At 71.8% G+C, this 26,802-nt stretch carries 28 protein-coding genes; 15 read left to right on the forward strand and 13 right to left on the reverse strand.

Translation table 11 applies throughout. The features are described from left to right. Window positions 1–129: 129 nt before the first annotated feature. From M8330_RS00510 to M8330_RS21700, 13 genes are all read left to right on the forward strand, one after another. A complete protein-coding gene (locus M8330_RS00510; protein WP_250825740.1) occupies window positions 130–2,967 on the forward strand; it encodes a phage portal protein in 2,838 nt (945 codons plus the stop codon). Beyond that, window positions 2,967–3,182: a hypothetical protein gene (locus tag M8330_RS00515; protein WP_250825741.1), complete on the forward strand. Its 216-nt coding sequence runs from the start codon at window positions 2,967–2,969 to the stop codon at window positions 3,180–3,182. The genes M8330_RS00510 and M8330_RS00515 overlap by 1 nt, the downstream gene beginning before the upstream one ends. Continuing rightward, window positions 3,175–3,399: a hypothetical protein gene (locus tag M8330_RS00520; RefSeq protein WP_250825742.1), complete on the forward strand. Its 225-nt coding sequence runs from the start codon at window positions 3,175–3,177 to the stop codon at window positions 3,397–3,399. The genes M8330_RS00515 and M8330_RS00520 overlap by 8 nt, the downstream gene beginning before the upstream one ends. Then, window positions 3,396–3,713, forward strand: coding sequence for a hypothetical protein (locus tag M8330_RS00525; RefSeq protein WP_250825743.1), 318 nt, complete (start codon window positions 3,396–3,398; stop codon window positions 3,711–3,713). Before M8330_RS00520 ends, M8330_RS00525 begins: the two co-directional genes overlap by 4 nt. Then, window positions 3,710–4,057, forward strand: coding sequence for a hypothetical protein (locus tag M8330_RS00530; protein ID WP_250825744.1), 348 nt, complete (start codon window positions 3,710–3,712; stop codon window positions 4,055–4,057). The genes M8330_RS00525 and M8330_RS00530 overlap by 4 nt, the downstream gene beginning before the upstream one ends. Then, window positions 4,054–4,473, forward strand: coding sequence for a hypothetical protein (locus M8330_RS00535; RefSeq protein ID WP_250825745.1), 420 nt, complete (start codon window positions 4,054–4,056; stop codon window positions 4,471–4,473). The genes M8330_RS00530 and M8330_RS00535 overlap by 4 nt, the downstream gene beginning before the upstream one ends. Before the next feature lie 28 nt (window positions 4,474–4,501). Beyond that, complete coding sequence (locus tag M8330_RS00540) at window positions 4,502–4,918, forward strand: hypothetical protein (RefSeq protein ID WP_250825746.1); 417 nt, start codon at window positions 4,502–4,504, stop codon at window positions 4,916–4,918. Further along, complete coding sequence (locus M8330_RS00545; protein ID WP_250825747.1) at window positions 4,912–5,295, forward strand: hypothetical protein; 384 nt, start codon at window positions 4,912–4,914, stop codon at window positions 5,293–5,295. The genes M8330_RS00540 and M8330_RS00545 overlap by 7 nt, the downstream gene beginning before the upstream one ends. Then, the gene (locus M8330_RS00550) at window positions 5,292–5,657 is read left to right on the forward strand and encodes a hypothetical protein (RefSeq protein ID WP_250825748.1); all 366 of its coding nucleotides are present in this window, start codon (window positions 5,292–5,294) and stop codon (window positions 5,655–5,657) included. The genes M8330_RS00545 and M8330_RS00550 overlap by 4 nt, the downstream gene beginning before the upstream one ends. A gap of 131 nt (window positions 5,658–5,788) precedes the next feature. Next, window positions 5,789–8,536, forward strand: a complete 2,748-nt coding sequence (locus tag M8330_RS00555; RefSeq protein ID WP_250825749.1) for a phage tail protein — start codon at window positions 5,789–5,791, stop codon at window positions 8,534–8,536. Then, window positions 8,536–9,243 (forward strand): hypothetical protein, encoded by a 708-nt coding sequence (locus M8330_RS00560; protein WP_250825750.1) that lies wholly within the window; start codon window positions 8,536–8,538, stop codon window positions 9,241–9,243. The genes M8330_RS00555 and M8330_RS00560 overlap by 1 nt, the downstream gene beginning before the upstream one ends. A 360-nt stretch (window positions 9,244–9,603) precedes the next feature. Then, a complete protein-coding gene (locus M8330_RS00565; RefSeq protein WP_250825751.1) occupies window positions 9,604–10,245 on the forward strand; it encodes a hypothetical protein in 642 nt (213 codons plus the stop codon). A gap of 36 nt (window positions 10,246–10,281) precedes the next feature. Next, the gene (locus M8330_RS21700) at window positions 10,282–10,404 is read left to right on the forward strand and encodes a hypothetical protein (protein ID WP_284704045.1); all 123 of its coding nucleotides are present in this window, start codon (window positions 10,282–10,284) and stop codon (window positions 10,402–10,404) included. Between the two features lie 54 nt (window positions 10,405–10,458). Here M8330_RS21700 and M8330_RS00570 read toward each other — a convergent pair whose 3' ends face one another. From M8330_RS00570 to M8330_RS00615, 10 genes are all read right to left on the reverse strand, one after another. After that, on the reverse strand, window positions 10,459–10,731 hold the full coding sequence (locus M8330_RS00570) for a hypothetical protein (protein ID WP_250825752.1): 273 nt from the start codon (window positions 10,729–10,731) through the stop codon (window positions 10,459–10,461). Between the two features lie 231 nt (window positions 10,732–10,962). Further along, the gene (locus M8330_RS00575; protein ID WP_250825753.1) at window positions 10,963–11,193 is read right to left on the reverse strand and encodes a hypothetical protein; all 231 of its coding nucleotides are present in this window, start codon (window positions 11,191–11,193) and stop codon (window positions 10,963–10,965) included. A 191-nt stretch (window positions 11,194–11,384) separates the two neighbouring features. Continuing rightward, a complete protein-coding gene (gene arfA / locus M8330_RS00580) occupies window positions 11,385–12,896 on the reverse strand; it encodes an arabinosylfuranosidase ArfA (RefSeq protein WP_250825754.1) in 1,512 nt (503 codons plus the stop codon). 113 nt (window positions 12,897–13,009) lie between these two features. Then, complete coding sequence (locus tag M8330_RS00585; protein ID WP_250825755.1) at window positions 13,010–13,960, reverse strand: carbohydrate ABC transporter permease; 951 nt, start codon at window positions 13,958–13,960, stop codon at window positions 13,010–13,012. Further along, window positions 13,957–14,889, reverse strand: coding sequence for a carbohydrate ABC transporter permease (locus M8330_RS00590; RefSeq protein ID WP_250825756.1), 933 nt, complete (start codon window positions 14,887–14,889; stop codon window positions 13,957–13,959). The genes M8330_RS00585 and M8330_RS00590 overlap by 4 nt, the downstream gene beginning before the upstream one ends. 121 nt (window positions 14,890–15,010) lie before the next feature. Then, window positions 15,011–16,348: an ABC transporter substrate-binding protein gene (locus tag M8330_RS00595; RefSeq protein WP_250825757.1), complete on the reverse strand. Its 1,338-nt coding sequence runs from the start codon at window positions 16,346–16,348 to the stop codon at window positions 15,011–15,013. A gap of 202 nt (window positions 16,349–16,550) precedes the next feature. Continuing rightward, the gene (locus tag M8330_RS00600) at window positions 16,551–17,558 is read right to left on the reverse strand and encodes a LacI family DNA-binding transcriptional regulator (RefSeq protein ID WP_250825758.1); all 1,008 of its coding nucleotides are present in this window, start codon (window positions 17,556–17,558) and stop codon (window positions 16,551–16,553) included. Between the two features lie 60 nt (window positions 17,559–17,618). After that, entirely contained in the window at window positions 17,619–18,461 is an 843-nt protein-coding gene (locus tag M8330_RS00605; protein WP_250825759.1) for an EamA family transporter, read from the reverse strand. A gap of 82 nt (window positions 18,462–18,543) precedes the next feature. Continuing rightward, window positions 18,544–18,873 carry a hypothetical protein gene (locus M8330_RS00610; protein WP_250825760.1) on the reverse strand — a complete coding sequence of 110 codons (330 nt, stop codon included), beginning with the start codon at window positions 18,871–18,873 and terminating at the stop codon, window positions 18,544–18,546. 103 nt (window positions 18,874–18,976) lie between these two features. Further along, complete coding sequence (locus tag M8330_RS00615) at window positions 18,977–19,201, reverse strand: DUF7455 domain-containing protein (RefSeq protein WP_250051837.1); 225 nt, start codon at window positions 19,199–19,201, stop codon at window positions 18,977–18,979. Between the two features lie 450 nt (window positions 19,202–19,651). Between M8330_RS00615 and M8330_RS00620 the strand changes: the two genes are divergently transcribed. Both M8330_RS00620 and M8330_RS00625 read left to right on the forward strand, forming a co-directional pair. Beyond that, complete coding sequence (locus M8330_RS00620; RefSeq protein WP_250825761.1) at window positions 19,652–21,751, forward strand: DNA gyrase/topoisomerase IV subunit B; 2,100 nt, start codon at window positions 19,652–19,654, stop codon at window positions 21,749–21,751. A 193-nt stretch (window positions 21,752–21,944) separates the two neighbouring features. After that, window positions 21,945–23,702 carry a glycoside hydrolase family 3 protein gene (locus M8330_RS00625; RefSeq protein WP_250825762.1) on the forward strand — a complete coding sequence of 586 codons (1,758 nt, stop codon included), beginning with the start codon at window positions 21,945–21,947 and terminating at the stop codon, window positions 23,700–23,702. 27 nt (window positions 23,703–23,729) lie between these two features. On the opposite strand, the gene M8330_RS00630 is transcribed toward M8330_RS00625, so the two are convergent. Genes M8330_RS00630 through M8330_RS00640 form a run of 3 tightly spaced genes read right to left on the reverse strand, consistent with a single transcriptional unit; the run spans window position 23,730 to window position 26,801 of the window. Further along, complete coding sequence (locus M8330_RS00630; protein WP_250051843.1) at window positions 23,730–24,242, reverse strand: beta-class carbonic anhydrase; 513 nt, start codon at window positions 24,240–24,242, stop codon at window positions 23,730–23,732. 19 nt (window positions 24,243–24,261) lie between these two features. Continuing rightward, on the reverse strand, window positions 24,262–26,073 hold the full coding sequence (locus M8330_RS00635) for an MFS transporter (protein WP_250825763.1): 1,812 nt from the start codon (window positions 26,071–26,073) through the stop codon (window positions 24,262–24,264). Next, entirely contained in the window at window positions 26,070–26,801 is a 732-nt protein-coding gene (locus M8330_RS00640) for an LppX_LprAFG lipoprotein (protein ID WP_250825764.1), read from the reverse strand. The genes M8330_RS00635 and M8330_RS00640 overlap by 4 nt, the downstream gene beginning before the upstream one ends. Window position 26,802 lies beyond the last annotated feature (1 nt).

Consider the following 26,802-nt stretch of genomic DNA (forward strand, 5'->3'; position numbering starts at 1 on the left):
GTTGAGTTGGCGGGGTTGGCAGGTTCCTCACCACGGGGTGGGCAGGAACCTCCAACCGGGGCCCCAGCGTCGGCGCGCCCGCACACGCTGGGGTCCGTGGGATTGGTCAGGTCGTTGCTGCGGGGTCGCATGGACCCGTTGGTCCAGATGGCGATGGAGCAGGCTGACTCGGCGCCGGCCTTCGCGGTCGACGCCGAGTCGGTGCCGCCCGAGGCGTACGGGCTGACCAGCTACGCCGCCCCCGTGACCGCGGTCGCCCGGGTGGGCCGGCGGGAGGCCATCCAGGTGGCCGCGGTGAAGCGGTCCCGCGACCTCATCGCCGGGTCCCTGGGCTCGCTGCCGCTGCAGGTGGTCCGCTCGGACCTGCGGGTCGAGCCGACCTCGTGGCTGCACCAGCCTGAGCGTGACGTCCCGCGGTCGGTGACGATGACCCGCACCATCGAGGACCTGCTGTTCGAGGGCATCGCCTGGTGGAAGGTCACCGCCTTCGACTGGCGTGGCTTCCCCGCCCAGGTGCGGCGGCTGGACCCCCGCAGCGTCGACGTCCAGAAGGACGGCCGCGTGCACGTCACCCTCGACGGGCACCGGGGCACGGCCGATGAGTGGCCGAAGGACGGCGAGCTCATCCGGTTCGACTCGCCCAACGACCCGCTCCTGACGGCCGGCGCCCGCGCGATCCGGCAGTGCCTGCTCCTGGACCGGGCCGCGCAGCGGTACGCCGACGGGGCGCCCCCCGGCGACTACTTCTCCGCCGCCGACAACACCGACCCCTTCGACTCCGAGGACGAGGTCCGCGAGCTGCTCCTGGACCCGTGGCACCAGGCCCGACAGGCCCGCTCGACCGCGTGGGTGCCGGCCGGGGTCAGCTACCACGCCTCGACGTTCAACCCCGAGCAGCTCGAGCTGGCCGCCCAGCGGCAGCACGCGGTCCTGGAGATCGCCCGGGTGGCCGGCGTGGACCCCGAGGAGCTGGGCGTCAGCACGACCAGCCGCACCTACGCCAACCAGTTCGACCGCCGCAAGGCGTTCCTGGACTTCACCCTCGGCGGCTACCGGGCCGCGATCGAGGACCGGCTGTCCATGGGCGACGTCACGCCCCGCGGCTCGACGGTGCGCTACGACCTCGACGCGTTCCTGCGCACCGACCCGCTGGCCCGCTACCAGGCGTACAAGGCCGGCCTCGAGGTCGGCGCCATCCAAGACCAGGGCGAGGTTCGCGCCCTCGAGGGGAAGCCGGCCCCCACCACCACCGTCCCCGGATCCACCAGCGGATCCGCACCAGCACAGGAGACCACCGTGACCCCCAGCATGTCGGCCACCGAGCCGCTGACCATCACCTTCGACTCCGGCCCGGCCGTCGTCCTCGACGCGCCGCCGGCGGCCGAGTCCTTCTCCGTCGACGCCGAGCGCCGCGTGATCCGCGGCCTGGCCGTGCCCTACGGCAAGACCGGGATCAGCAACGGCCAGAGGTTCCAGTTCACCCAGGGCAGCCTCAAGTTCGCCGAGACCAAGCGCGTCAAGCTCTGGGTCCAGCACGACAAGAACCAGGCCATCGGCTTCGCCACGCGCCTGGAGGACCGCGCCGACGGCCTGTACGCCGAGTTCCAGGTGGCCCGCGGCGCCGAGGGCGACCGGGCGCTGCAGCTGGCCGAGGACGGCGTCCTGGACGGCCTCTCGATCGGGCTCGGACGCGGCGGCCGGTTCCGCGACCAGGGCGGCGTCCAGTTCGCCGTCGACGTGCCGCTGATGGAGATCAGCCTCACCCCGGCGCCGTCCTTCGACGACGCCCGCACCGGCACCTTCGAGAACGCCGGCCAGCCCGGTCAGGGCAGCGGCCAGGGGGCCGGCCAGGGCGGCGAGGCTCCGCGGTTCGAGGGCCTGGCCACCGAGATCCGCAAGGCCATGTTCCAGGGCTTCTCCGACTTCGGCGGCGGCCGCGAGCAGGTCTCGGCCGGCCACAGCGCCGGCTTCGAGGTCGAGGAGCCCTCCCCGTACCGCTTCGACGGCACCCGCGCCGAGCACTCCTTCGTGGCCGACATGCGCGCCGCGCAGCAGGGCGACGGGGAGGCCCGTCAGCGACTGGAGACCTTCGGTGAGGAGTTCGAGCGGTTCGCGGTCACCACCGGCAACGTCTCCTCGCTCAACCCCACCAAGACCCGCCCCGACCTGTACGTGCCGAACCTCCAGTACTCCCGCCCGCTGTGGGACTCGGTCTCGACCGGGTCGATCGAGGACCAGACGCCGTTCACGGTCCCGAAGTTCGCCGCCGCCACCGGCCTGGTCGGCGCGCACACCCAGGGCACCGAGCCCACGCCTGGCTCGTTCTCGGCCACCGTGCAGACCATCACCCCGGGTGCCACCTCCGGCAAGATCGAGATCAACCGCGAGGTCCTCGACCAGGGCGGCTCGCCGCAGGCCGACCAGATCATCTGGGGCGAGATGCTCAACGCCTGGTACGAGGCCATCGAGGCCAAGATCGCCACCGCGCTGGCCGCCGTCGCGACCGCCGAGCTCAACCTCGCCGGCGCCACCGACGCCGCCCTCGTCGACGCGCTCACCGGCTACTTCGCCGGCCTGCAGTTCGTCCGCGGCGGCAACCGGTTCACCGGCTTCGTCTCCGACGGCAACCTGTTCCCCGCGCTGGTCGCCGCCTCCGACACCGCGGGCCGCAAGCTGCTGCCCGTCCTGGGCCCCACCAACGCGCAGGGCAGCGTCTCCGGCGGCTTCGACCGCGTCCAGCTGGGCACCCAGACCATCCGCGCCGCCTGGGCGCTGGGCACCGGCAACGACAAGAAGTCCTACAGCTTCGTGCCCGCCTCGGTGTGGGCCTGGGCCTCGGCGCCGCGCAAGTTCGTCTTCGAGTACCAGGTCAAGTCCGTGGACATGGCCATCTGGGGCTACTCGGCCACCGCGATCCTGCGCGACTCCGACGTCAAGCCGATCGACTACACCACCGCGGACGCCTGATGGCCGGCAAGAGCACCTCCTCGGCGGGGCGGCGTCGGCCCTCCGCCGAGGAGCGCCGCGGCAAGCGGGGCCACGACGAGCACGGCAACGTCCGGCCCGCCGACGGCCGCTTCGAGCTGCACGACCCGGCCCAGGAGTCGAGCTTCGTGTCCAGCACCAAGGCCAGCAAGACCAGCAGCAAGACCCGGCCCACCCGAGGGAGCGACGATGGCTGACGACCAGGCACCGGAGACCGGCAAGAGCACGACGTCCACGACGTCCACGGCGCGCCGGGCGAAGCCGAGCCGTCGCGTCGGCGACCACGTGCAGCTCAAGCCCGGGGGCATCGTGATCCGCCCCGGCGGCGTCACGCACATCCTGGTCCGCGGCGGGTTCGTCCTCGACGAGCCCGGCACGTTCACCATCGACGGCGAGCCCGTCGAGGTCGCGTGAGCATCGACCAGGGGGCGCTCGAGGCCGTGCCCGTCCCGACTGCGCAGGAGGTCGCCAACCTCTCCGGCTGCGACCTGGTCGAGGTGGAGCAGTTCTACGCCGGCGAGGTGGCCGACCAGGCCCGCCGCTGCCGCGTCGCCACCTACACCCCCGCGCTGGCCGCAGCGCTCGTGCGCCGCGTGCAGCGCGCGGTGGCGATGAGCAACCTGCCGCTGGGCGTGCAGATCGACGAGGTCGGCGCCACCCGGCTGGGCAGCACCGGCCCCGAGGTCCGCCGGCTCGAGGGCCCCTACCGCAAGGTCGTGGTCGGATGAGCTTCCGCGAGGACCTGGTCACGCGTGCCGCCACGGTCGCCGGTATCCGGCCCCACCCCTACGTCGTGCAGGCCACCGCCGCCGGCACCCTCTACCCACGCCTGGAGCGGATCGATTACCCCAACCCCTTCGGGGGCGTGGCCCACTGGAACGTCGTCCTGGTCCTTCCGCAGTCCCCGGCCGACGCAGAGCGCTACCTCGAGCAGAAGCTCCCGGCGCTCAGGGCCGCGATCGCGCCGGCGCTCAGCGTGACCAGCGTGGCCCTCCAGCGACTTCAGCTCGACGGCATCGGCGTCCTGCCGGTCGCCTTCATCAACGGACACAGAGAGCAGGACCCCTCATGACCGCACTCGGCACCCGCCTGTTGACCATCACCGTCGACGGCGAGGACTACACCGCGCAGGCATCCAACGTGCGCATCACCGGCGCGCCGGCCGACTCCGACTTCGTCTCCTTCGAGGACGCCGCGAACGGCGGCAAGCGGGAGTACAAGCTGGCCTTCACCGCCGTGCAGGACCCCGCGACGGGCTCGCTGTGGGACCTGCTGTGGTCTCAGGCCGGCTCGACCGTCCCCGTCGTGGTCAAGCCCGCCGGCGGCACCACGGCCAGCGAGGCCACCCCGCACTTCACCGGCAATGTGGTCATCACCGAGCCCGACGGCGACCTGCTGGGCGGCGAGGCCAACGCCTCGACCAGCGCCCGGTTCACCTTCGACGCCGAGTGGACCTACGCCGCCAAGCCGGTCCGCGTCACGGCCTGACCGCCGCCCACGAGATCCGGAGTCGGCCGTGCACCTGGGAACCCGCTCGCTGACGCTCCGCGTCGACGGCCTCGAGCGCACCGCCGACGTCTCGGACTGTCGGATCGAGGCCGTCGAGGCCGACACCGCCGGCCGGACACTCTTCGGCGACACCCTCACCTTCCGCCTGCGCGGTGTCGCCGCCCAGGACATGGCGGCCGACTCGCTGTGGGCCCTGGCCTGGGAGGCGACGGCAGGCACCGTCGAGGCAGACATCCGCCCCGCAGGCGGGGCCGTCCCCACCGAGGAACAGCCCTGGTTCCTCGGCACGCTGCAGATCGACGCCGCACCCGGCGTCCTCGTCGGTGGCCCGGCCGACCCCGCTCTCGGGGGCCGGTTCACCTTCGAGTTCGACTGGGCCTTCCTCGCCAAGCCCGAGCGCATCGACGGGACCAGGCCATGGTGAACCGGAGCGGCTTCCGGGTCGAGGGCCTGCGCGACGTCGTCCGCGGCCTGCAGCAGATGGGCCTGGACGTCGACGACCTCAAGGACGCCTTCGCCAAGCTCGCCGCCAAGGGCTCCGAGGTCGCCTCCCAGCTCGCCCCTCGACGCTCCGGCCGCCTCGCCGGCGACGTGCGCGGCAACCGCGCGAAGTCCAAGGCCGTGATCACCGCCGGCCGCGCCACCGTCCCCTACGCGGGACCCATCAACTACGGCTGGCCCAAGCGCGGGATCGAGCCGTCGCTGTTCATGCAGCGCGCCGACGAGCAGATGCAGCCCACCGCCGTGCAGCTGCTCGAGGACGAGATCAACACCAAGATCCAGGAGAAGCACTTCCGATGACCACGAACCCCGCCACGACCACCACCCCCGGGCCCGCCGGCGTGTCCACCGGTGCGCCGGAGCCGCAGGTGACCGTCGACGAGATGATCCAGTCGCTGACCGGCTTCGACGAGCTCGCCATCGAGAAGCACTTCAACGGCTTCGACATCTACACCGACGGCGAGGCCCGCGGCATCCGCGCGATGCGCGCCCTGGCCTTCGTGCAGTTCCGCCGCAACGAGATGAAGGACCTTGACGCGTTCAAGGCCGCCCAGGGGCTGTCCTTCCGTGAGGTCTCGTCGATGTACCTGCCCGACGAGCTCGAGCTCGACCCCGACGCCCCCGAGACCGCCTCGGGAAAAGACTCCGCGCTGCCCGCCTGAGGGCCTACGAGATCGGGGCGTGGTGCTACCAGACCGGGCAGCAGCCCGAGCTGTGGCACCAGCTCTCCCGCCTGGAACGTGACCAGTTCGTCGAGGCAGCCCTCGACGCGAAGAAGAAGGGGTGGTGAGTGATGGCCGGGCCGATCCGGATCAGCATCCTCGCCGACGGGTCCAACGCCAACCGCGCGTTCGCGTCGGTCTCGGCCAACGCCGGCGGGATGGGCGTGCGCGTGGGGAAGGCCGGCAAGGCGCTCGGCCTTGCCGTGGCCGCCGGCACCGCGGTCGCGGGCGCCGCGGCGCTGAAGTTCGCCGCCGACTCGGTGAAGTCGGCCTCCGACGCCCAGCAGTCCCTCGGCGCGACCGAGACCGTGTTCGGCAAGTACGCCCGCAGCGTCGTCAAGCGCAGCAACGAGGCCGCCACCGCGGTGGGCATCTCGGCCAACGAGTACCGCGAGCTGTCCAACGTCGTGGGGGCCTCGCTGACCGGCGCCGGGGTCTCCATCAAGGAGGCCAGCTCGCTGACGGCCGACCTGAACAAGCGGGCCGCCGACATGGCCGCGACCTTCGGCGGCACTACCCGCGAAGCCGTCGAGGCCGTCTCCTCGGCACTGCGCGGCGAGACCGACCCGATCGAGCGCTACGGCGTCTCGATCAAGCAGGCCGACGTCAACGCCCGCCTCGCCGCTCTCGGCCAGGACGAGCTCACCGGCGCGGCGGCCAAGCAGGCCGAGATGCAGGCCCGCCTGGACCTGATCTTCTCCAAGACCGCCAAGACCCAGGGCGCGTTCGCCAAGGAGTCCGACACCCTCGCCCACCAGCAGCAGGTCCTGGGCGCCCAGTTCGAGAACGTCAAGGCCAAGATCGGCTCCGCGCTGCTGCCGGTCCTCACCCAGGCGTTCTCCTACGTGAACACCACGGTCGTCCCCGCGGTGGAGAAGTTCGGCGCCGCCATGCGCGACAAGCTGGCGCCCGTCTTCGACCGGATCAAGGAGGCCGCGGACCAGCTCGCTCAGCGGCTGCAGCCGGTGGCCGACTGGTTCCGCTCGAACCCCGACCTCATCAAGGGCGCGGGCATCGCCCTGGGCATCGCGGCCGCCGCAGCTGGAGTGCTGGCCCTCGCTATGGGCGCGGTCGCCGTCGCCACGTCCCCCATCACCCTGACCGTCCTCGCGATCGCTGCGCTGGGCGCCGGGTTCGCCTACGCCTACAAGCACTCCGAGACCTTCCGCAACGGGGTGCAGGCCATCGGCGCGGCCTTCCAGAGCCTGATCGCCACCGTGACCCCGATCGTCCAGCAGATCGTGGCCGCGGTCGTCGGCAAGTTCCAGGAGATGCGGCCCCAGCTGCAGGCAATCTGGCAGTCCATTCAGTCGATCGTCCGCTCGGCGCTGTCCATCATCCAGTCCGTCATCAAGGCGGTCACCGGGGCCATCAAGGCGATCTGGCAGAACTTCGGCGGCACGATCCTGCGCTTCATCACGACGACGCTGACGAACGTCGTGAACGTCATCAAGGGCGTCTTCAAGATCATCCAGGGCGTCTTCAAGGTCGTGTCCTCGGCGCTCAAGGGCGACTGGTCCGGCCTGTGGGACGGCATCAAGATGATCGTCTCCGGCGCCGTCGGCGTCGTGAAGGGCATCATCAGCCAGGCCTGGAACGTCATCCGCACGCTGACCTCCGCTGCCTGGACCGCGCTGAAGCTCGTGGTCTCCAAGGCCTGGGACGGCATCAAGAGCGCCGTGACCTCCGGCATCAGCGGTGCCGTCGGCCTGGTCCGCGGCCTGCCGGGCAAGATCACCAGCGCCCTGGGCAGCCTCGGCTCCCTGCTCGAGCAGGCCGGCACGGACCTGATCCAGGGTCTCATCGACGGGATCACCAGCAAGGTCGACGACCTGCGCGGCTACCTGAACCAGGTCACAGACCTCATCCCCGACTGGAAGGGCCCCGCGGACAAGGACCGCAACCTGCTCACCCCGGCCGGCCAGATGATCATGCAGGGCCTCATCGACGGGATCAGCGACCAGCTGCCCAACCTCGAGACCGTGCTGGGTCGCATCACCACCAGGGTCCCCGAGGCCATCACCAAGGTCCGCGACGCCCTGGAGACCGAGCGCGACCGCATCGCCGGCATCGTCGACAGCCTGAGCTCCAAGTTCGACTCGCTCTCGACCAGCGTCGCCGACGCCTTCACCCCGGACCTGTTCCAGGCCGGGAGCGCCGGGGAGTTCATCCGCCAGTCCCGCGACGCCATCGGCAGCCTGCGCCACATCCGCGCCGCGTGGCGCAAGCTCACCAGCTGGGGCATCAACCCCGAGTTCTTGTCCCAGCTGTTCGCCTCCGGCAACGGGGCCCTGATCATCGACATGGCCAAGGGCAGCCGCAAGGGCGCTCGCACCGCCGCGCGGCTCTCCCGCCAGGTCGGCCAGCTCGCCGGCGGGCTCGGCAACCAGGTGGCCACCGAGCGGTACGGCCCGAAGCTCGACAAGACCAACCAGCTCCTCGCCGACGTCCGCGGGCTGATCAAGGGCCTGCCGTCGGTCAAGGACCTCACCGCCTTCACCAAGGGTGCGAGGGCCGACAGCCGCCTCACCACCGGCAGCAGGAAGCGCCGCGGCGACATCGCCGAGGTCGGCGCCGGCTCGAGCGGCCGCAGGGTCAGCACCAGCCGCTCCAGCAGGAGCGCCCCGGACGCCGAGGACCTGCTCGCCCAGCTCATCGAGGTGGTGAAGGACTTCACCCGGGAACAGCGCCAACGCGACCGGGAGACGGTCCGCACCATGGGGGCCGCGGTCGTGAAGTCCGGCGACGTGTTCGCCGAACGGCTGAACCACTCCCTCGTGCGGGGCGTGCGCATGGCCGGCACCCGGAGGGGCTTCTGATGACGCGCGCAGCATCCGTGGCCGCAACCGCCACCCTCGTGCACGACTACACGATGGACGACGTCGAGCGGATCGCCTGGTCAGCCGCCCACCGGCTTCGAGCGCCCGTCCTCACTCTCGAGGACGGGCACGAGGCTGCCTGGCACGGCGTGGTCGAGCATCTCTACGGCAGCGAGGACTGTCCCCACTTCCACGACCTGATGAACAGCGCCGTCGCCGCCGTCGCCGCCGAGATCCGCGCCCATCACCAGAACCACGGCGTGAACGCCGACACCGGCGAGGTGCGGCCGGCGTTCCACAAGTACTGGCTGCCGGTCATGGTGCCGTTCGCGGACTTCACCGACACCCTCGTCGAGCGCATGGCGCTCCCGCAGGTCCTGGGCCTGCTCACCGACACCGAGTACGAGGCGATCGCAGCTCTGGCAGCTCACGGCTCCGGCCGAGCCGCAGCCGCCGCGCTGGGCATCAACGACAAGGCCTTCTACGAACGTGTGCGCAAGGCCCGGGCCAAGGCCGTCGCGGCATGGTTCGACGCCGAAGCTCCAGCCCCACGGTCCACGGTTCGCGCCGACGGCGAGGTCCAGTGCCGCGCCGGCCACGCCCGGTCCGAGCACGGCTACCTGACCGGCAGCGGCGACGCCCAGCGGTGGCGCTGCAGGGCCTGCGTCAACGCGGCCGAGCGCCGACGCTGGGCCCGCAGCCGCTGACCATCACACGCGCGCGGCGGTGGCACACGGCGCGCACCGCGGTCCTGCTGACCAGCAACCCGCCCGCGGTGCCGCCGCGAAGGTGGTGGCGCTGAGACCGCAGGCCGATTGGCTCGTGCCTCTCAGGACGAGGTGGACCTGATCGGTAGGGAGAAGCCCAGCCGGCCACTCGTCGTAGGTCTGTCCTGATGCGTTCTGAATGCTCACGACTCACGCAACCTATCAGCCGGGCTGGCGTTGGCAAGGGCCTGCTCAGCGACGCCGGGCCTTGGTGGTGGGGGCCTGTGGAAGACATCCCGCGACTGTCGGAGCGGCGTGGCAGTCTCCGGTCCGACGGACCCACCGGAGGCAGGAGCACGCATGAACGAGCAGGACCCCGAGTACGACGAGGACGATGCCCAGATCGACCAGGAGATGGCGCTGTGCGCGGCAGCCATCACCGCCCTGCACAAGCAGGACCATGACGCGCTCGCAGAGGTGGCGAACCTCGTCGCGGAGGAGATGGACCCCGGCCACATCGTCACCACGATGGCGTCGCTCGCACTGCTGCTGCACCGATCGCCAGACATGGGGCCTGAGTCGCTGACTTTCATGCTCAACGCGCAGGCATCGGGGGCGTACCTGGGGGAGGGCGAGAAGGACGGTTTCCTGGGGGAGGAGTTCCTGGACCTGCTCGAGGACAGCATGGCCGCACAGCTGCGTGACCATCCCGATGGCGGCGAGGACGACCTGTTCTCGGAGCAGGGCGAGCAGCTCCTGGCGCTGTACGACCGCCGGCCCGGGTCATCCGTGATCGTGCGCATGGGGGTGGTCGCGGCGAGCACGATGTTGATCAACCTTCTGCTGGAGATGTACACGCCTGGGCTGCAGAAGCGGCGGTCGCCCGAGGCCGCGACGAAGTACGCCCTCCTGGCAGCTCGTGCAGCCCTCCGCCGGGAGCCGATCCCCAACGTGTTCTCGGCGGAGTGGGACGACCTGGACCCCGAGGCCCCGGACGCCTGAGCGGTGGTGTCGGTGCTCGTCGCTACGGTCGAGGCCATGACCGACACCACCACGTGCAAGGAGTGCGGCGCGCTCGTCGCGGCCACACGCGAGCAGGACCACGAGGAGTTCCATGCCACCATCGAGGCGCTGATCGACCTGGCGCACCGCAAGGACTGAGCAGCACGACGCCCCGACCACCGCGGCTGGTGGTCGGGGCGTCGGTGGGTGTGGCTACAGCCCGGCCTCCTCCGAGGCATGGCCGGCGTCGCGCAGCAGTTGCGTCATGTGCCGGCGCAGCAGGTCGGCCTCGTGGAGGCTGAGGCGGTGCACCGAGGTCGACGGCGCGGCCTCGAGCTCCACCCAGGCGGGGCCGTCGTCCCAGCTGCGCAGCGCGGTGCGCATGCCGGGGATCTCCTCGACGTCCGAGCCGCCGACGTGCAGCTGGTGCTCCTCGGCACCGAGCTCGCACCACGAGAAGGTCGAGCAGGGCGAATCGCTCGTCACGAGGGCGCGCGAAGTCGTAGAATCGTTCATGGTTCGTTCCTCACAGGTCGGATCACCGGCCCCGACGGTGTTGCACCACCGCTTCGGGGCCTCTTGTTTTCTCGGGTCGCCGTCGTCACGACGGGCTTCGCTGCGCCTCGCCTCCTGTCGGGTGCGGTCGTGGGACGATGTGTGGTGTTCGTGAGCCCCTGGTGTTGCTGTGAGAGGTGTGCCGGGGGCTCCGGCGTTGTCTCAGGACCGTCCGGTGCGCTCGAGCAGCGCAGCCAAGCCCTGGACGTCGTGATGGACCGGGGCCAGGCCCCGGCCGTGGCGGATGAGGTCCTCGAGCTCGTCGACGCTCAGTCGCACCGTCGGCGTCCAGGCGGCCTCCGCCTGCTCCCGCGGGGTCATCTGCGCGATCGCCTGATCCGACGTCGCGAGCACGGCACCGGCGGCGTCGATGCACTCCTGCTCGGTGGGCATGTGTCCCCTTTCATTCCAGGATATTGCAGGCCACACCGCTCCTGAACTGCTCGTTTGTCAGCCGTGACCCAACAGCGCTCAGCCCACCACAGTGCGCGACTACCTGGACTGACCAGCAGCACCCGGCACGCACGACGAGGGCCGCCCACCAGCACGGTGGGCGGCCCTCGTCGCGTTCTGGCCGGGTGTGCTCAGCCCAGCGAGACCGCCGTCCACGAGACCGGCGGCAGCTCGACGGTCAGGACCCCGTCGACGAGGTCGACCACGCGGGGGGCCGCCGTCGTCACCCGCTCCGGCTGCTCGAGGGTGTTGCGGGCGTGCGGGTCCGCGTCGTGGAGCTGGTGGGCCTCGAGCACGGCGACGGCGCCGAGGGAACGCACGTCGACCTCGACGCTGCAGGACTCGGTGGTGCTGCGGTTGACGAGGAAGACGGCGCCCTGGCCGGTCTCGGCGTCGTGGGTGGCCAGGGCGTCGACCGTGTCGACCTCGCCGTAGGTGGCCGTCCGGTGCCGGGTCGTCTCCACCGGCACCTGGAGCGCCACGCCCCGCGCGAGGCGGGAGGTGAGGGCGAACGGGAAGTAGGTGGTCTGGCGCCACACGGGCCCACCCGGCTCCGTCATGATCGGGGCGATGACGTTGACCAGCTGGGCCAGGCTGGCGGCCCGGACCCGGTCGGCGTGCCGGAGCAGGCTCATCATGAGGCTGCCCACCACGACGGCGTCGGCCACGGTGTAGACGTTCTCCAGCAGGCGCGGGGCGACCGGCCAGGTGTCGATCCCCGTGATCTGCTCGACGCTGCGGAAGTGGTCGAGGTACCAGACGTTCCACTCGTCGAAGCTGATGGCGAGGGTCTTCTCGCTGCGGGTGAGGGCCTTCACGTGGTCGGCGGTCGCGGCCACGGTGCGGATGAACCGGTCCATGTCGACCGAGGAGGCGAGGAACGAGGCCAGGTCACCGTCGCGTTCCTCGTAGTAGGCGTGGCAGGAGATGTAGTCGACGTCCTCGTAGGTGTGCTCCAGGACGACGCGCTCCCACTCGCCGAACGTCGGCATGGCGGCGCTGGAGGAGCCGCAGACCACGAGCTCGACCTCGGGGTCCAGCTGGCGCATGGCCTTCGCGGTCTGGGACGCCAGCTTGCCGTAGTCGTCGGCGCTGCGGTGCCCGAGCTGCCAGGGGCCGTCCATCTCGTTGCCCAGGCACCACATGCGCACCCCGAAGGCCTGCTTGCTGCCGTGCTCGCCGCGCAGGTCGCTCAGCGCGGTGCCGGAGGTGACGTTGCAGTACTCGAGGAGGTCGAGCGCCTCCTGGGTGCCCCGGGTGCCGAGGTTCACCGCGAGCATCAGCTCGGAGCTGGCGCGCTCGAGCCATCGGGCGAACTCGTGCAGGCCCACCTCGTTGGTCTCGGTGGAGTGCCAGGCGAGGTCCAGCCGGCGGGGGCGCTCCTCCCGCGGGCCCACCGAGTCCTCCCAGCGGAAGCCCGAGACGAAGTTGCCGCCGGGGTAGCGCACGGTGCTGACCCCGAGCTCGCGGACCAGGTCCAGCACGTCGGTGCGGAAGCCCTCCTCGTCGGCGGTGGGATGGGTGGGTTCGTAGATGCCGTCGTAGACGCAGCGGCCGAGGTGCTCGACGAACGAGCCGAAGACGCGGCGATCGATGGAGCCGACACGGAAGCGGGGGTCGATCGTGAGGCGTGCGGAGTGCATGGGAAGTCCTTCTGGGTCAGCAGGGAGCGCCCGGCGCGACGTGCGCCGGCGCCCGAGGGCAGGAGGTCGGGGACGACCGGGGGAGGAGGGGTGGCTGAGCGGCCGCCGGTGGCCTACTTGACGCCGCCCATGGTCAGGCCGCCGCGCCAGTACCGCTGGAGGCACAGGAAGGCCACGACGAGCGGCACCACGGAGACGAGCGCGCCGGTGACGACGAGGTTCCAGACCTGCTCGCCGCCGGAGCCCACCGACGAGAGCCGCTGCCACTGGCCGAGGCCCACGGTGATCGGCAGCAGGTCCGGGTCGTTGAGCATCGCCAGCGGCAGGAAGTAGTTGTTCCACGCGGCGACCATCGTGAGCAGCAGGACGGTCACCACGGCCGGTCGCAGGAGGGGCAGGACGACCCGCGCGAAGATGCGCAGCTCGCCCGCCCCGTCCACGCGTGCCGCCTCCAGCAGCTCGGGCGGGATGGAGTCCTGGATGTAGACACGCATCAGGTAAACGCCGAGCGGGTTGAGCAGCGAGGGCAGGACGACGGCCCAGCGGGTGTCGGTCAGGCCGGCGTTCGCGAGCATCACGAACGTGGGGATGACCAGCGCCGTCGGCGGCACCATCACCGCCCCGAGCAGGATCGAGAAGGCCAGGTTGCGTCCGCGGAACCGGTACACGGCGAAGCCGTAGCCGGCCAGCACCGCCAGCACCGTGGCGCCGACCCCGCTGGTGACCGCGTAGAAGAGCGAGTTGCCCATCCAGCGCCAAAAGATCCCGTCGCTGCGGGTGCTGAGCTGCACGAGGTTGTCGACGAAGGAGACGTCGTCGTCGAACCACATCGATCCGTGCGCACCGTCGAACAGCGCGGTGTTGGACTTGGTGGCCGCGACGACCAGCCACCAGACGGGCAGCATGAAGTACGCGGCGGTGAGGACGAGGAACAGGTGCGAGCCCGGGCGCAGCGCGGCCCTACGTCCTCGTGGCCGGGTGGCCGTGCCGGGGCCGTGCGCCGGGTCGGGCTGCTGTCCGGCGGGTCTGGTGGTCGCGACGCCGTCCGAGGTGGTGGTCGTCATGAGAGTCCGTTCCGCTTGCGAGTGAGGAAGAGGAAGACGTAGGAGCCGAGGAAGGTCACCAGGCCGAGGGAGAACGAGATCGCCGAGGCGTAGTTGAAGGCCGAGTAGGAGAAGGCCTGCGCGTAGGCGTACATGTTCGGCGTGTAGTCCGGCGTGATCGCCCCGGGCGCCACGGCCTGGAGGATCGTGGGCTCGTTGAAGAACTGGAGCGTGCCGATCAGGGAGAAGACGGTGATCAGCACCATCGTCGAGGCGATCATCGGGACCTTGACCCGCAGGGCGGTCTGCAGGCCGTTGGCGCCGTCCAGCTGCGCCGCCTCGTAGATCTCCTGGTCGATGCCCTGCAGCGCGGAGTAGATGATCACCATGTAGTAGCCCACCCACTGCCAGGTCACGATGTTCACCAGCGAGGAGAAGATCGAGCCGTGGTCCAGCAGGTCCGGTGCAGGCAGGCCGAGGAGCTCGCTGAGCTGGGTGAAGGGCCCGAAGTCGGGGCTGTAGAGGAAGCCCCACATCATCGCGCCGATCACGGCAGGCACCGCGTAGGGCACGAAGACCAGGAGCCGGCTCACCGCCGCGAGCCTGGTGGTGAGGCTGTCGAGGACCAGTGCCACGACGAGCGCGATGCCGAGCTGGAGGGGGACCATCACCAGCGCGAAGGCCAGCACCCGCCGCACGCCCTCGAGGAACGCGGGGTCCGTGAACGCCTTGGTGTAGTTCTCCAAGCCGCTGAAGCGGGTGCCGAAGGCGAGGCTCTTGGTGTGCAGGCTCAGCCAGAACGCGTAGCCGAGCGGCACCACCAGGAAGGTGGTGAACACCAGGGCGAAAGGCGCGATGAAGAGCCACCCGGTGCGTTGGCGGCGTCGCGTGAGGACCGAGGGCCCCGGTGCCTCGGCGACCGAGGGCGGGGAGGCGGTGCGCGAGCTCATGTGTGCTCCTGTCGAGGACGGCGTGAAGCGTGCTGGCCGGGCGTGGCGCCCGCCCCGGTGCCGTTTCCGGTGTCGTTTCCGGTGTCGCTTTCGGGGTCGGGCGCGGGCGCCACCGGCCGGCCTACTTCTCGGTGACGGTGAACCCCTGCTCCTGCGCGTAGGAGACGACCTGGTCCTGGAGGTCGTCCAGGGCCGTCGCGGGGTCGGTCTCGCCCTGGTTGACGGCGGTCAGCTGCTCGGTGAGCTTGTCGTAGGAGAAGTTCTGGAAGGGGCTGAACGTGAAGCCCTCGTAGCCGGCCGCGGCGTCGAGGAAGACGTCGGCGTTGATCTTCTGCCCACCGAAGAACGGGTACTCGAGGTCGCGGTAGTAGTCGGACTCGAGCACGGGCCGCCAGAGCGGGAAGAGAGCGCCCTCCTCGATGCCGATCTTCCAGGCGTCCATGGTGCCGAAGATCTCCGTGGCCACCTGTGCCGAGAGCTCCTGGTCGGAGGCCTGGCTGGTGACGGCGAACGCGGAGCCGCCCCAGTTGACCTGCACCGGGTCGGAGGCGTCCCACTGGGGGAGCGGCGCGGCGCGCCACTCGGCCTTGGCGTCGGCGCCCGAGAGCCCGTTCAGGTAGCCGGGGCCCCAGGCCGCGGCGAGGTAGGCGGCGTAGGTGCCGTCGACCAGCTTGGTGTTGTAGTCCGGCGTGAACGCCTCGTCCGTGGCCACGACGCCTTCCTGGGCCAGCTCGTCCCAGTACTCCAGGACCTCCTTGGAACCGTCGTCGGCGAGGCCGATGGTGACGTCCTGCGGGGTCTGGAGGTCGTACTCGTACGGGGAGGCGCCCTTCTGGGCGAACAGCGCCTGGACGAAGGCGCGGCCGTTCGTGGGGAAGTCGGCGATCGTCCCCGGGAAGCCGGCCTTCTTCAGCTGGCGGGCTGCGTCGGCGAACTCGGCCCAGGTGGTCGGGACGGCGACGTCGTACTTCTCGAAGATGTCCTTGCGGTAGAGCATGCCCATCGGGCCACCGTCGACAGGGATGGCGTACACGGCCGATCCGCTGCTGACGTCGCGCCACGCGCCCTCGGTGTAGTCGCCCTCGACCTCGTCGGCGCCGAACTCGGTGAGGTCGACGAGGGCCTCGCGGATCGCGAAGCTCGTGATGACCTCGGACTCGAGCATGATGACGTCGGGGGCGCCCTTGCCCGCCTCGATCGCGGTGGAGAACTTGGTGTACTCGTCGTTGCCCTGGCCCGCGTTGGTCCAGCAGACCTGCACGTCGGAGTGGGTCTCGTTGTACAGGTCCACGACCTGCTCGAACGCCGGGTACCAGGCCCAGACCGTGACCTGGGGCGCGTCGGCCTCGACGATCTCGTTGGTGCAGCTGGCCTTGGCGCTGGTCGCGCCTCCGCTGCTGTCGCCACACCCGCTGAGCATCGTGGCGGCGACCGCAGCCACCGCCAGTGCTGTCGACATGCGCTTCATTGCGATTTCCCTCCGGTGCAGTGTCATCAGAGCAGCACGTCGGACGGGCGTTGCATGCGTCGACCAGCTGCGTTTACAACGTTGTAGGTAAACGTTGTAAAGCAGATTTTGGATGTGACCGGCGCCACTGTCAAGGGCGAGGTCGGTGTTCGACAGCCGTCGTCGGCGGCGTGGCCGGACCGCCTGCGGTCGGTCAGCCGGTGGCGGTCGACTCGCGTGCCACCACCGAGAACGGTGCAGCGATCTCGCGCGGAGGGCTGGCGAGCCCGTTCATGCGTTCGACGAGCACCTCCACCGCCCGGCGCGCGATCTCGGCGCGGCCGGGGTCGATGGTGGAGAGGGTGGGCTGGCTGTACCGGGTCTCGTCCACGTCGTCGAAGCCGATGATCGCCACGTCCTCCGGGACCCGCAGGCCGGCGTCGAGCAGGACGCGCATCGCGCCGAGCGCGAGGGAGTCGTTGAAGGCGACGACCCCGTCGAACGTGACGCCCCTGGCCACCACCTCTCGCATCGCCTCGGCCCCGTCGACACGGTGCCAGCGGCCGACGTGGGTCACCAGGTCCGGGTCGAAGGGCACGCCGGCTGCCTCCAGGGCCTCCCGATAGCCGTGCAGCCGCAGACCCGCCGAGCCGAGGACCTCGCCCTCGTGCGCACCCAGGGCGAGCAGGCGCCGCCGACCGCGCTCGAGCAGGTGCTCGGTCGCCGCCTTGGCACCCTCGGCGTTCTGGATGGTCACGTGGTCGGCCGGGCCGTGGAAGATCCGGTCGCCGAGCAGGACGAGGGGGACTGGGACGTCGATCTGGTCGGCGTCCTCGAGGTCGAGGTTGAGGACGCTGTAGATGACCCCGTCCGCCGCGCGCTGCCGCAGTCCGTGCAGCGTCTGCAGCTCCTGCTCGCGCTCGCCGGTCAGCTGCTCGATCAGCACCGTGAGGCCGTGCTCGGCCGCAGCCCGCATGACGTCGTCGGCGAGCTCGGCGAAGTAGGGGTTGCGCAGGTCGGGCATGACCAGGCTGATCGCACCGGAGCGCCCCGAGCGCAGGTTGCGCGCAGCCTTGTTCGGCACGTAGTCGAGCTCGGCGATGGCAGCACGCACCCGCTCGCGCGTGGACTCGCGGATGTGCGGGTAGTCGTTGACCACGTTCGACACGGTCTTGATGGAGACGCCCGCGAGGCGGGCGACGTCGTGCATGGTCGGCGACACGGGCTGACCTTCCTACGGAGGAGCGTCAGACTACAACCCCGGCGCGGCCGCAGGAGGCGGTCATCCCGCCGCGACCATCCCCACCGCGACGGCGCAGAGCACCAGCCCGGCCCCCTGGGCCCGGTGCACCCGCTCGCGCAGGACCAGGGCCGCGAGCGCCACGGTGAAGGCCGGGTAGAGCGAGGCGATGACTGCGACGACCGTGAGGTAGCCGCCCTGGGAGGCGAGCAGGAAGGCGGTGGTGGCACCGGCGGCCAGGACACCGGCCGCAGCCGCGGCCAGGGTGCCGCGCGACTCGCGGCGTCCCGGCAGCCAGTGGGCGTGCACGACGACCGCGGCGACGACCGTGATCAGGGCCGCCACGAGGTGGTTGAGGGCGACGGGCAGCAGCCCCGCCTCGTCCGGGACCTGGGCGAGGCCGACGAACAGGATGCCGAAGCCGGCCCCGGCCAGGAGGCCGTCGCGCAGGGGACCGGCGGTGGCGCCGCCCCCGCCCTCCGACGGCTCGCGGGCGACCAGCCAGATCCCGGGCAGCGCCGCGACGATGCCGAGCCCGACCAGCACGCCCGGGCGCTCACCGAGGCTGAGGCCGACCACGACCGGGAGCACGGCGGCGCCGACGCCGGAGACGGGGGCGACCACTCCCATCCGGCCGGTGGACAGGCCGCGGTAGAGGAACACCGCGCCGAGCCCGCCGCCCGTACCCGCCACCACGGCCCACAGCAGGTCGACCCCGTCGGGTGCGCCGCCGCGCACCAGCGACAGCACCCCGATGAGGACGGCGGCCGTCAGTTGCCCGACGAACGCGACCGCCCACGGGGTGGTGCGGGTGGCGGCCCGCCCGCCGATGAAGTCGGAGAGCCCGTAGGCGAAGGCGCTGGCGAGAGCGAGGAGGACGGCCACCCGCCCATCCAACCTGGCGGCGGCGCGGCGGCTGGGCCCCACCCGGCATGCGGACCGCTGACAGGCGTGACGTCGAGTCGGGCTAGTCGAGCGAGCCGGACCGTTCGTGCGAGCTCGTGCGCAGTGCGAGCCGCACGCCGACGCCGGCGGCGGAGACGACGACGCAGAACCAGCCGGCGACGTGCAGGAGGCCCAGGACCACGGCCGCGACGGAGAGATCGGCGCCGGCCTCCGTCGCGGAGTCGAACGAGCCGGCCATCAACCAGCGCAGGCCCAGCAGCGCGACGCCGGCCACCAACCAGGTGCGGACGTCGGCCAGGACGGGGTCCCGAGGTCGCTTCTCCTCCGGGCCGGCACCGGCGGAGGTGAGGCGCTGGAGGGCCTCGTTGCGTTCGTCGGGGGAGCTGGGCACGGCGTCAGGCTATCCCCACCGTCCGGTCCGACCCCGGGAACGACACGAGGCCCCGGGACCGTGCGGTCCGGGGGCCTCGTGTGGTGTGTCGGTACCTGCGGGCTCAGGCCTCGTCGGAGGGAGCGGGCTCGCCGGTGAGCTTGTGGGTCTCGTCCTGGACCGTGGCCGCCATGGCCTTGATCTTGTCGCCGTGCTCGCGGGCGTGGTGGGCGCAGAAGAGCAGCTCACCGCCGCTCTGGAGCTCGACGCGGAGGTAGGCCTGCGCGCCGCACCGGTCGCAGCGGTCGGCAGCGGTCAGCGAGGGGCTGGGGGCAACTGCAGTGGTCACAATCGGCCTCGTTTCTTGGTCGCTCGGTGTGGTGCACAACGTCCGGGGAGTCGCGGGTGTTCCCGTGTTCTCCGTCGCCGTGCCCGACCTCATGATCGGCACCCGGTGGTGCGTCTTGACGGGTCTCGCCTCAACCATCGTGCCAGGTCTGACAATTCCCGTCCGGACTTCGTCGTCCCGGACGACCGGCAGCCTCCGCAGGGAGCGTTCCGTCCGTCCACCCAGTCTGAACCCCCAGGAGCCACTTGGGGAGGTGACGAGGGTCTCGTCCTCGCAACTGTGTCCCGTTCGTGATCCTCGGGTGCTCGTCGATCACGCTAGACCGAGGACGAAGGGCGAGCCTCCACCCCGAACCGGCGTGTCGTACGTAGGTTCGTAACCTGTTCCCCGAGCGGATGGGATCGAACCCACCCGTCCGTACCAGGGTTTCGCACCGCCCCGACCGGGGCGGTGGCACGACGCAGGAGGCCGACGATCGCCGACAACACCTACAACGCAGCGCACCTGCTGGTCCTCGAGGGTCTCGAGGCCGTGCGCAAGCGCCCGGGCATGTACATCGGCTCGACCGACACCCGCGGCCTCATGCACTGCGTCTGGGAGATCATCGACAACGGCGTGGACGAGGCCCTGGCCGGGCACGCCACGCGCGTCGAGGTGACGCTGCACGTCGACGGGTCCGTCGAGGTCCACGACAACGGTCGCGGCATCCCCACCGACAAGGAGCCCCGCACCGGCCTGCCCGGTGTCGAGGTAGTCGCCACCAAGCTGCACGCCGGCGGCAAGTTCGGCGGCGGCTCCTACAACGCCACCGGTGGTCTGCACGGCGTCGGTCTGTCGGTCGTCAACGCGCTCTCGAGCCGGATGGACATCGACGTCGAGCGCAGCCCCGCCGTCCAGGGCATGAGCTTCCGCCGCGGCGTCCCCGGCGTCTTCGACGGTGCCGAGCCGGAGGCCGGCTTCGAGCCGCAGTCCGGCCTGACCCGCAAGGGCTCCCGCGTCGCCAAGGGCAGGTCCGGCACGCGCATCCGCTTCTGGGCCGACCGGCAGATCTTCACCAAGGACGCCGGCTTCGTCTGGGAGGACCTGGTCGGTCGCGCCCGCCAGACCTCCTTCATCGTGCCCGGTCTCGCCATCTCCCTGACCGACCTGCGGCCCACCGCCTCCGGCGAGAACGCCGTGGTCGAGGAGTTCCAGCACGACGGCGGCATCACCGAGTTCGCCGACTTCCTCGCCCACGACGAGCAGGTCACGCCGATCCTGCGCCTCCAGGGCGAGGACTCCTTCACCGAGACCGTCCCGGTCCTGGACGCGTCCGGCCAGATGATCTCCTCCGACGTCGACCGCGACCTGGTCGTCGACATCGCCGCCCGCTGGGGCACCGGCTACGACACCGCCCTGCGCTCCTTCGTGAACGTGATCGCCACGCCCAAGGGCGGCACCCACGTCACCGGCTTCGAGGGCGCGCTGGTGCGCACCTTCAACGACGCGATGCGCAACGCCAAGGTGCTCAAGGTCAACGACGACGACGTCTCCAAGGACGACGTGCTCGAGGGCCTCACCGCCGTCGTCACCGTCCGCCTCGCGGAGCCGCAGTTCGAGGGCCAGACCAAGGAGATCCTGGGGACGCCGGCAGCACGCTCGATCGTGCGCAAGGTCGTCGCCTCCGAGCTCAAGGCGTTCCTGACCTCCTCCAAGCGCGAGGAGAAGGCCGCCGCCAAGCTGGTGATGGAGAAGGTCGCCAGCGCGGCCAAGACCCGGATGGCCGCCCGTCAGCACCGTGAGAACCAGCGCCGCAAGAACGCGCTGGAGTCCTCGGCCCTGCCCTCCAAGCTGGCCGACTGCCGGTCGGGCGACAACGAGCGCACCGAGCTGTTCATCGTCGAGGGTGACTCGGCGCTGGGCACCGCGAAGCTGGCCCGCAACTCCGAGTTCCAGGCGCTGCTGCCGATCCGCGGCAAGATCCTGAACGTCCAGAAGGCGTCGGTCGGCGACATGCTGAAGAACGCCGAGTGCGCCTCGATCATCCAGGTCGTCGGCGCCGGCTCGGGCCGTACCTTCGAGCTCGACGCCGCCCGCTACGGCCGGATCATCTTCATGGCCGACGCGGACTCCGACGGCGCGCACATCCGCTGCCTGCTGGCGACGCTGTTCTTCAAGTACATGCCGGACCTGATCGCCGAGGGCCGCGTCTACTCCGCCGTGCCGCCGCTGCACCGGATCGAGGTGTCCAACCCGAAGAAGGGCATGGACAAGTACATCTACACCTACTCCGACGCCGAGCTGCAGCGAAAGCTCGCCGAGCTGCGCAAGAAGAACGTCAACTGGAAGGACCCGGTGCAGCGGTACAAGGGTCTGGGCGAGATGGACGCCGACCAGCTGGCCGAGACCACGATGGACCCTCGCCGCCGCACCCTGCGCCGCATCACCGTCGACGACGCGGAGATCGCCTCCGACGTCTTCGAGCTGCTCATGGGCTCGGAGGTGGCTCCCCGCAAGGAGTTCATCGTCCAGGGCGCCTACGACGTGGACGTCGAGGCCATCGACGCCTGAGCCCCGCCGAGTCGGCAGCAACTTTCACGAAGGGCCCAGGAAAGTTGTTGCGGCGCGGGGGGGGGGGGGGGGGGGCGCGCCACCCGCCCCCTGCCCCCCGCCGTGTCGCAACAAACTTCCCCGAAGGCCAATGAAAGTTGCTGCCGACTCGGCGGCTGGGTCGGCGGTCGTCGCCGGGCATGATGGTCCGGCCATGGCCAGACCCACACCGCGCAGCCTCCTCGCGCTGGTCGCAGCCGCGCTGCTGGTGACGACGGCTGCCTGCACGGGTTCCGAGGACGCCGGCCCGGCCGATCGATCGGGGAGCAGCCGCACGCAGGAGGCGGAGACGCCTCGTCCGACGCCCTCGGAGCGCCTGGGGCTGGCGACCGGGTGGGGCCCGAGCCGCGCCCAGCTCGATGCCGCTGCCCGGGACGCGCGGCGGCTCAGCGTCGACGAGCTGGCCGGCCAGGTGGTGGTCGCCCGCTGGCCCAGCGGCACGCAGGCCCCCGTGCGCTACCTCAACCGCCTGCACCTGGGCGGGGTGGTCGCCTTCGACGACAACATCGAGGACAGCGCCGCCGGCGACCGGGTGCTGAGCACCCAGCTGCGCGTCCTCCAGCGGCAGGCGCAGGTCGACTGGCCGCTGTTCCTCGGGGTCGACCAGGAGGGCGGCACCGTCACCCGGGTCACGCAGGACGTCACCCCGCTGCCGTCCTTCATGACCACCGGGGCCGCCCACGACGTCGCGCTCACCCGCACCGCCTGGCAGGGGATCGGCTCCGAGCTGGCCGGGCTCGGCTTCACCGTGGACCTCGCCCCGGTCGCCGACGTCACCTCCGGCACCAGCGACGCGATCATCCGCTCCCGGGCCGCCGCCGGGGACCCGGCACCGGCCTCCCGGCAGGCGCGCGCCGCCGCCCAGGGCCTCCTGGACGCCGGCGTCCTGCCCACCCTCAAGCACTTCCCGGGACACGGTGGACTGAGCACCGACAGCCACGTCGGGCTGCCGGTCCAGCGCGCGAGGCTGCGCGCCCTGCGCGAGACCGACCTCCTGCCGTTCACCGACGCGATCGACGCGGGCCTGCCCGCGATCATGGTGGGTCACATCGCGCTGCAGGCGGTCGACCCCGGCACCCCGGCCTCGGTGTCGCGCCCGGTGATCACCGGGCTCCTGCGGCAGCGGCTGGGCTTCGAGGGGCTCGTCGTCTCGGACGCCCTCGACATGGCCGGGGTCGCCGGCGTCCAGGGCCCGCCCGCCGTGGCGTTCCTGCGCGCCGGCGGCGACGTCGTCCTCATGCCGCCCGACGCCGAGGTCGCCCACGACACCCTCGTGCGGGCCGTGCGGCAGGGGACCCTCAGCCGCGGTCGGCTCGAGCAGGCGGCCGCCCGGATGATCGCCACCCTGCGCTGGTCACGGCGTCAGGCCGGCGAGGCGGGGGCGGCAGAGGGCACGGTCGGCGCTCGCCAGGCGGTGCGCGACCTCAGCCGGGCCGCCATCACGGTGGTGGCGGGGAAGTGCCGGGGCGCCCTGGTCACCGGCCGGGTCGTGCCGCTCGGCAGCAGCAGCGACGTCCGCCGGTTCGAGGCCGCCGCGCAGGAGGCGGGGCTGGCTCTGGGGAGGATTCGTCAGGTGCGCGAGCCCCGGCCCGAGCGGACGGGCAACAGGAAGCGGGACCGCCGCCGGCTCCAGCAGTGGCGCCGCACGCCGCCGCGCACGGTCGTGGGCGGCACGCCGGTGCACCTCGTGGGCAGCGACGGCGTGGTGCCCGGGCCGCAGCCCGACCGCGGGGTGGTCGTGGCCACCGACGTCCCGTACGTGCTCGGCCGCACCGCAGCCCCGGTGCGGATCGCCACCTTCGGCGACACCCCGGCGGCCATGACGGCGCTGGCGGACGTCCTCACCGGGAGCCTGCGCGCGGAGGGCAGGCTCCCGGTGGACGTGGCAGGCGTGCCGCGCAGCGCCTGCTGACGCCCGCCGGTCAGGCAGGCGGGCCGATCAGAACTTCTGGTCGAGCAGGCCCGTGTCGACGTCGTACATGAAGCCGCCGACCTGCACGGTCTCCGGGATGAGCGGGTGGCTGCGCACGCGGTGCACGTCCATCCCGAGCGACTTCACCTGGTCGGTCACCACGTTGAACGGGTGCCAGGTGACGTCGACGCCGGCGGACTCGCTGACCTTCTCGCGGATGAGCTCCTCGGAGTTGGTGCCCACGGCGCAGCGGGTGTGGGGCACGATCATGATCCGCTTGACGTTGAGCAGGTGCACGCCGAGCACGAGCGCCTCGAGGGCGTTGTCGGACATGCGGGCGCCGGGGTTGCGGAAGATCTTGGCGTCGCCGAGCTCGAGGCCCAGCATCTTCAGCGGCTCGATGCGGCTGTCCATGCAGGTCACTATGCCGATGCCGGCCTTGGCGATGCCGTCGAAGCCCCCGGAGGTGAAGGTGGAGGCGTAGTCGCGGTTGGCCTCGAGGATGTCGTCGAAGCCCTGTGGGGTGCTCGTTTCACTCACGGGCCCGACGTTAGTGGAATCAGCGACCATCAGTGGGTGAGGCCGAGGGGTGGGAATCCCCACCCGGGGTGGAGCCGACCAGCACGGAGCCCGCCGGCGCCCGGGTGCCGCGCAGGAGCACCAGCGCCCCCACGGCGGCCAGCAGCGCCAGCACCGCGGCACCGGCGAAGACGGTGCGCTCCTGGCTCAGCGCCGCCTCGCGCAGCAGGTCGGTCCACGCGTCGCAGCGGGCCGTGCCGTCCGCGCACACGGTCGCCGGGTCCGGCAGGTCCGCCTGGAGCGCGTAGTAGCGGCGCAGCCCGAGCGTGGTCAGGCCCGAGGCGCCCAGCAGCATGCCGACGCTCCGCGCGACGACGGCCAACGACGCCGCCAGCCCGTGGACGGCGGCGGGCGTGGCGTCCAGCACGGCCGCCGTCACCGGGGCGACGGCGAGGCCGAAGCCCAGCCCGCCGACCAGCAGCGCGGCCGTGGACGCCCAGGACTCCAGGGCACCGGCGTCCCAGCGGGCCATCGCCACGAACGACAGGGCGGCGAGCACCATGCCGGTCGCGGCGACCGGCCCGGGCGCCAGGCGGTGCACCAGCCAACCACCCACCACGGCGCCGACCGGCACCGTCACCAGGAACCGCACCAGCACCAGGGCGGCGCCCAGCTGGGAGTCGGGGTAGATCGTCGTGCGGGCGAAGATCGGGACGTCGACCAGCGCCGCGATGAGCGCGCCGCCGATGAGCAGGCTGACCACCAGCGACCCCCAGGCGGCCCGGTGGCGCAGGGCACCCCGCGGCACGAGGGGCGCGGGGGAGCGGCGCAGGTGGAAGACCAGCCCGGCCAGCGCGGCGGCGCCGAGCGCGAGGAACCACCAGCCCCGCGCCGACATGGCCTCGAGCTTCGGGTCGGTGGTCGAGAACGCCAGGACGACGGCGCCCAGCGCGGCTGCCAGCAGCAGCGCGCCCGAGACGTCCGCCTGCCGCAGCGAGGCAGCCCAGCCGCGCACGTCGAGCAGCGGGTCCGCGGCGGTGCGCAGCCGCACCACCAGCCCCACCGCCAGCGCGAGCACGACCAGGCCCAGCGGTGTCACCCAGTCCCCGCCACCGGGCACCAGCGGCACCCACAGCAGCCCCACCGTGAGGTCGGAGTACAGGGGGCCGGGTGGGTACCAGAGGACCACCACGCCGGCGGTCAGCAACACCAGCAGCACCGCGGAGAGCCGGTCGGGCCGGCGTCGGTCGCGCACCGGGCCGGCCGACCAGCGCAGCAGCACCGCCAGGCCCAGGCCGACGACCAGGTTGAGCGCGAAGATGACCCGCCAGTCCGCCACGGCGAGGACGGCGGCGCCCAGGAGCGGCCCCAGCAGCGCGCCCGTCTCCTGCGCGCCGGAGACCAGGCCGAGCGGGAGACCGCGTCGCTCGGGCGGGTACCGGTCGGCCACCAGCGCCAGGGTCGCCGGCACGAGGCCGCCGGCGCCGACGCCCTGGAGGAACCGTCCGGTGACCAGAGTCGGCATGTCGGGTGCCAGCCCCGTGACCAGCGAGCCCAGCGCGAACCCGATGAGGCAGGCGGAGAGCACCGGGAGCCGGCCGCGCATGTCGGCCAGGCGCCCGATCAGGGGCAGGATCGCCACGTAGCCCAGCAGGAACCCGGAGATGATGGGCGCGGCCCGCTGCAGCTGGTCGGGGGAGAGCCCGACCCCCTGCATCATGTCGACCAGCGCGAGCACCACCACGTAGGTGTCGGCGGCGGTGAAGCCCACCGCCACGGTCGCCAGCGCCAGGGTGCCCCGCGAGACCGGCTTGCGCGGCACGCCCACGGGGCCGGGCTGGGCCGCGCTCACTGCGGCGCGGTGATCTCGGGCGCCTCACCGTAGGAGTCGAGATCGAGGACGTAGGTGGTGGCCGCCGCGCCGTAGAACTCACCGGTCACCTCGGCCGAGCGCAGCTCGCCGTCCTCGGTGATCAGGTAGGTGACGTCCACGTCGCCCTCGGGCGCGCCCCCGCTGCCGACCACGGCGCCGACGGCCTCGCCGGCCACCGTGCCCGTGTAGGGGGTGAGCACCTCGCTGTTGTCGGTACCGCCGCGCTGGCTGCTGCCGGCGGCCAGGTCGGTCGTGGCCCGCAGGAGGGCCGGCACGCCGGCGTCCGCGTCGAGCAGGAGGGAGGGGTCGGGCGCGCCGTAGTCGGCGGGGTCGATGGCCGTCCAGCCGGTGGTCAGCGGCAGCTGGGCGTAGACGGTGTCGTCGACGGCCACCACCGGCACCTGGGGCTCCAGGCCCGCGTAGGTGATCGTGATGGACCCGTCGAAGGCCGGCGCGGCCGTGAGCGTCCCCTCCGCGCCGACCAGGGCGGAGACCCCCGAGGGCGGGGCGTCGGTGCTGATCGCGACCCGGACGCCGGCGGTGGCGGTGAGCGTGTCGGCGGCCGCGTCGACGGCCTCACGGGGCGAGAGCTCCTCGCTCTCGGCGCTGCTGCACCCCACGGCCGCGAGCAGGCAGGCCCCGGTGAGCGCCAGCGCGGACGCCCGGGACGCCGCCGCGCGGGCGGGGCGGGTGTGGTGGGGGGCCATG

The organism is Nocardioides bruguierae (genome assembly GCF_023656415.1).
GTDB classification, from domain to species: domain Bacteria; phylum Actinomycetota; class Actinomycetes; order Propionibacteriales; family Nocardioidaceae; genus Nocardioides; species Nocardioides bruguierae.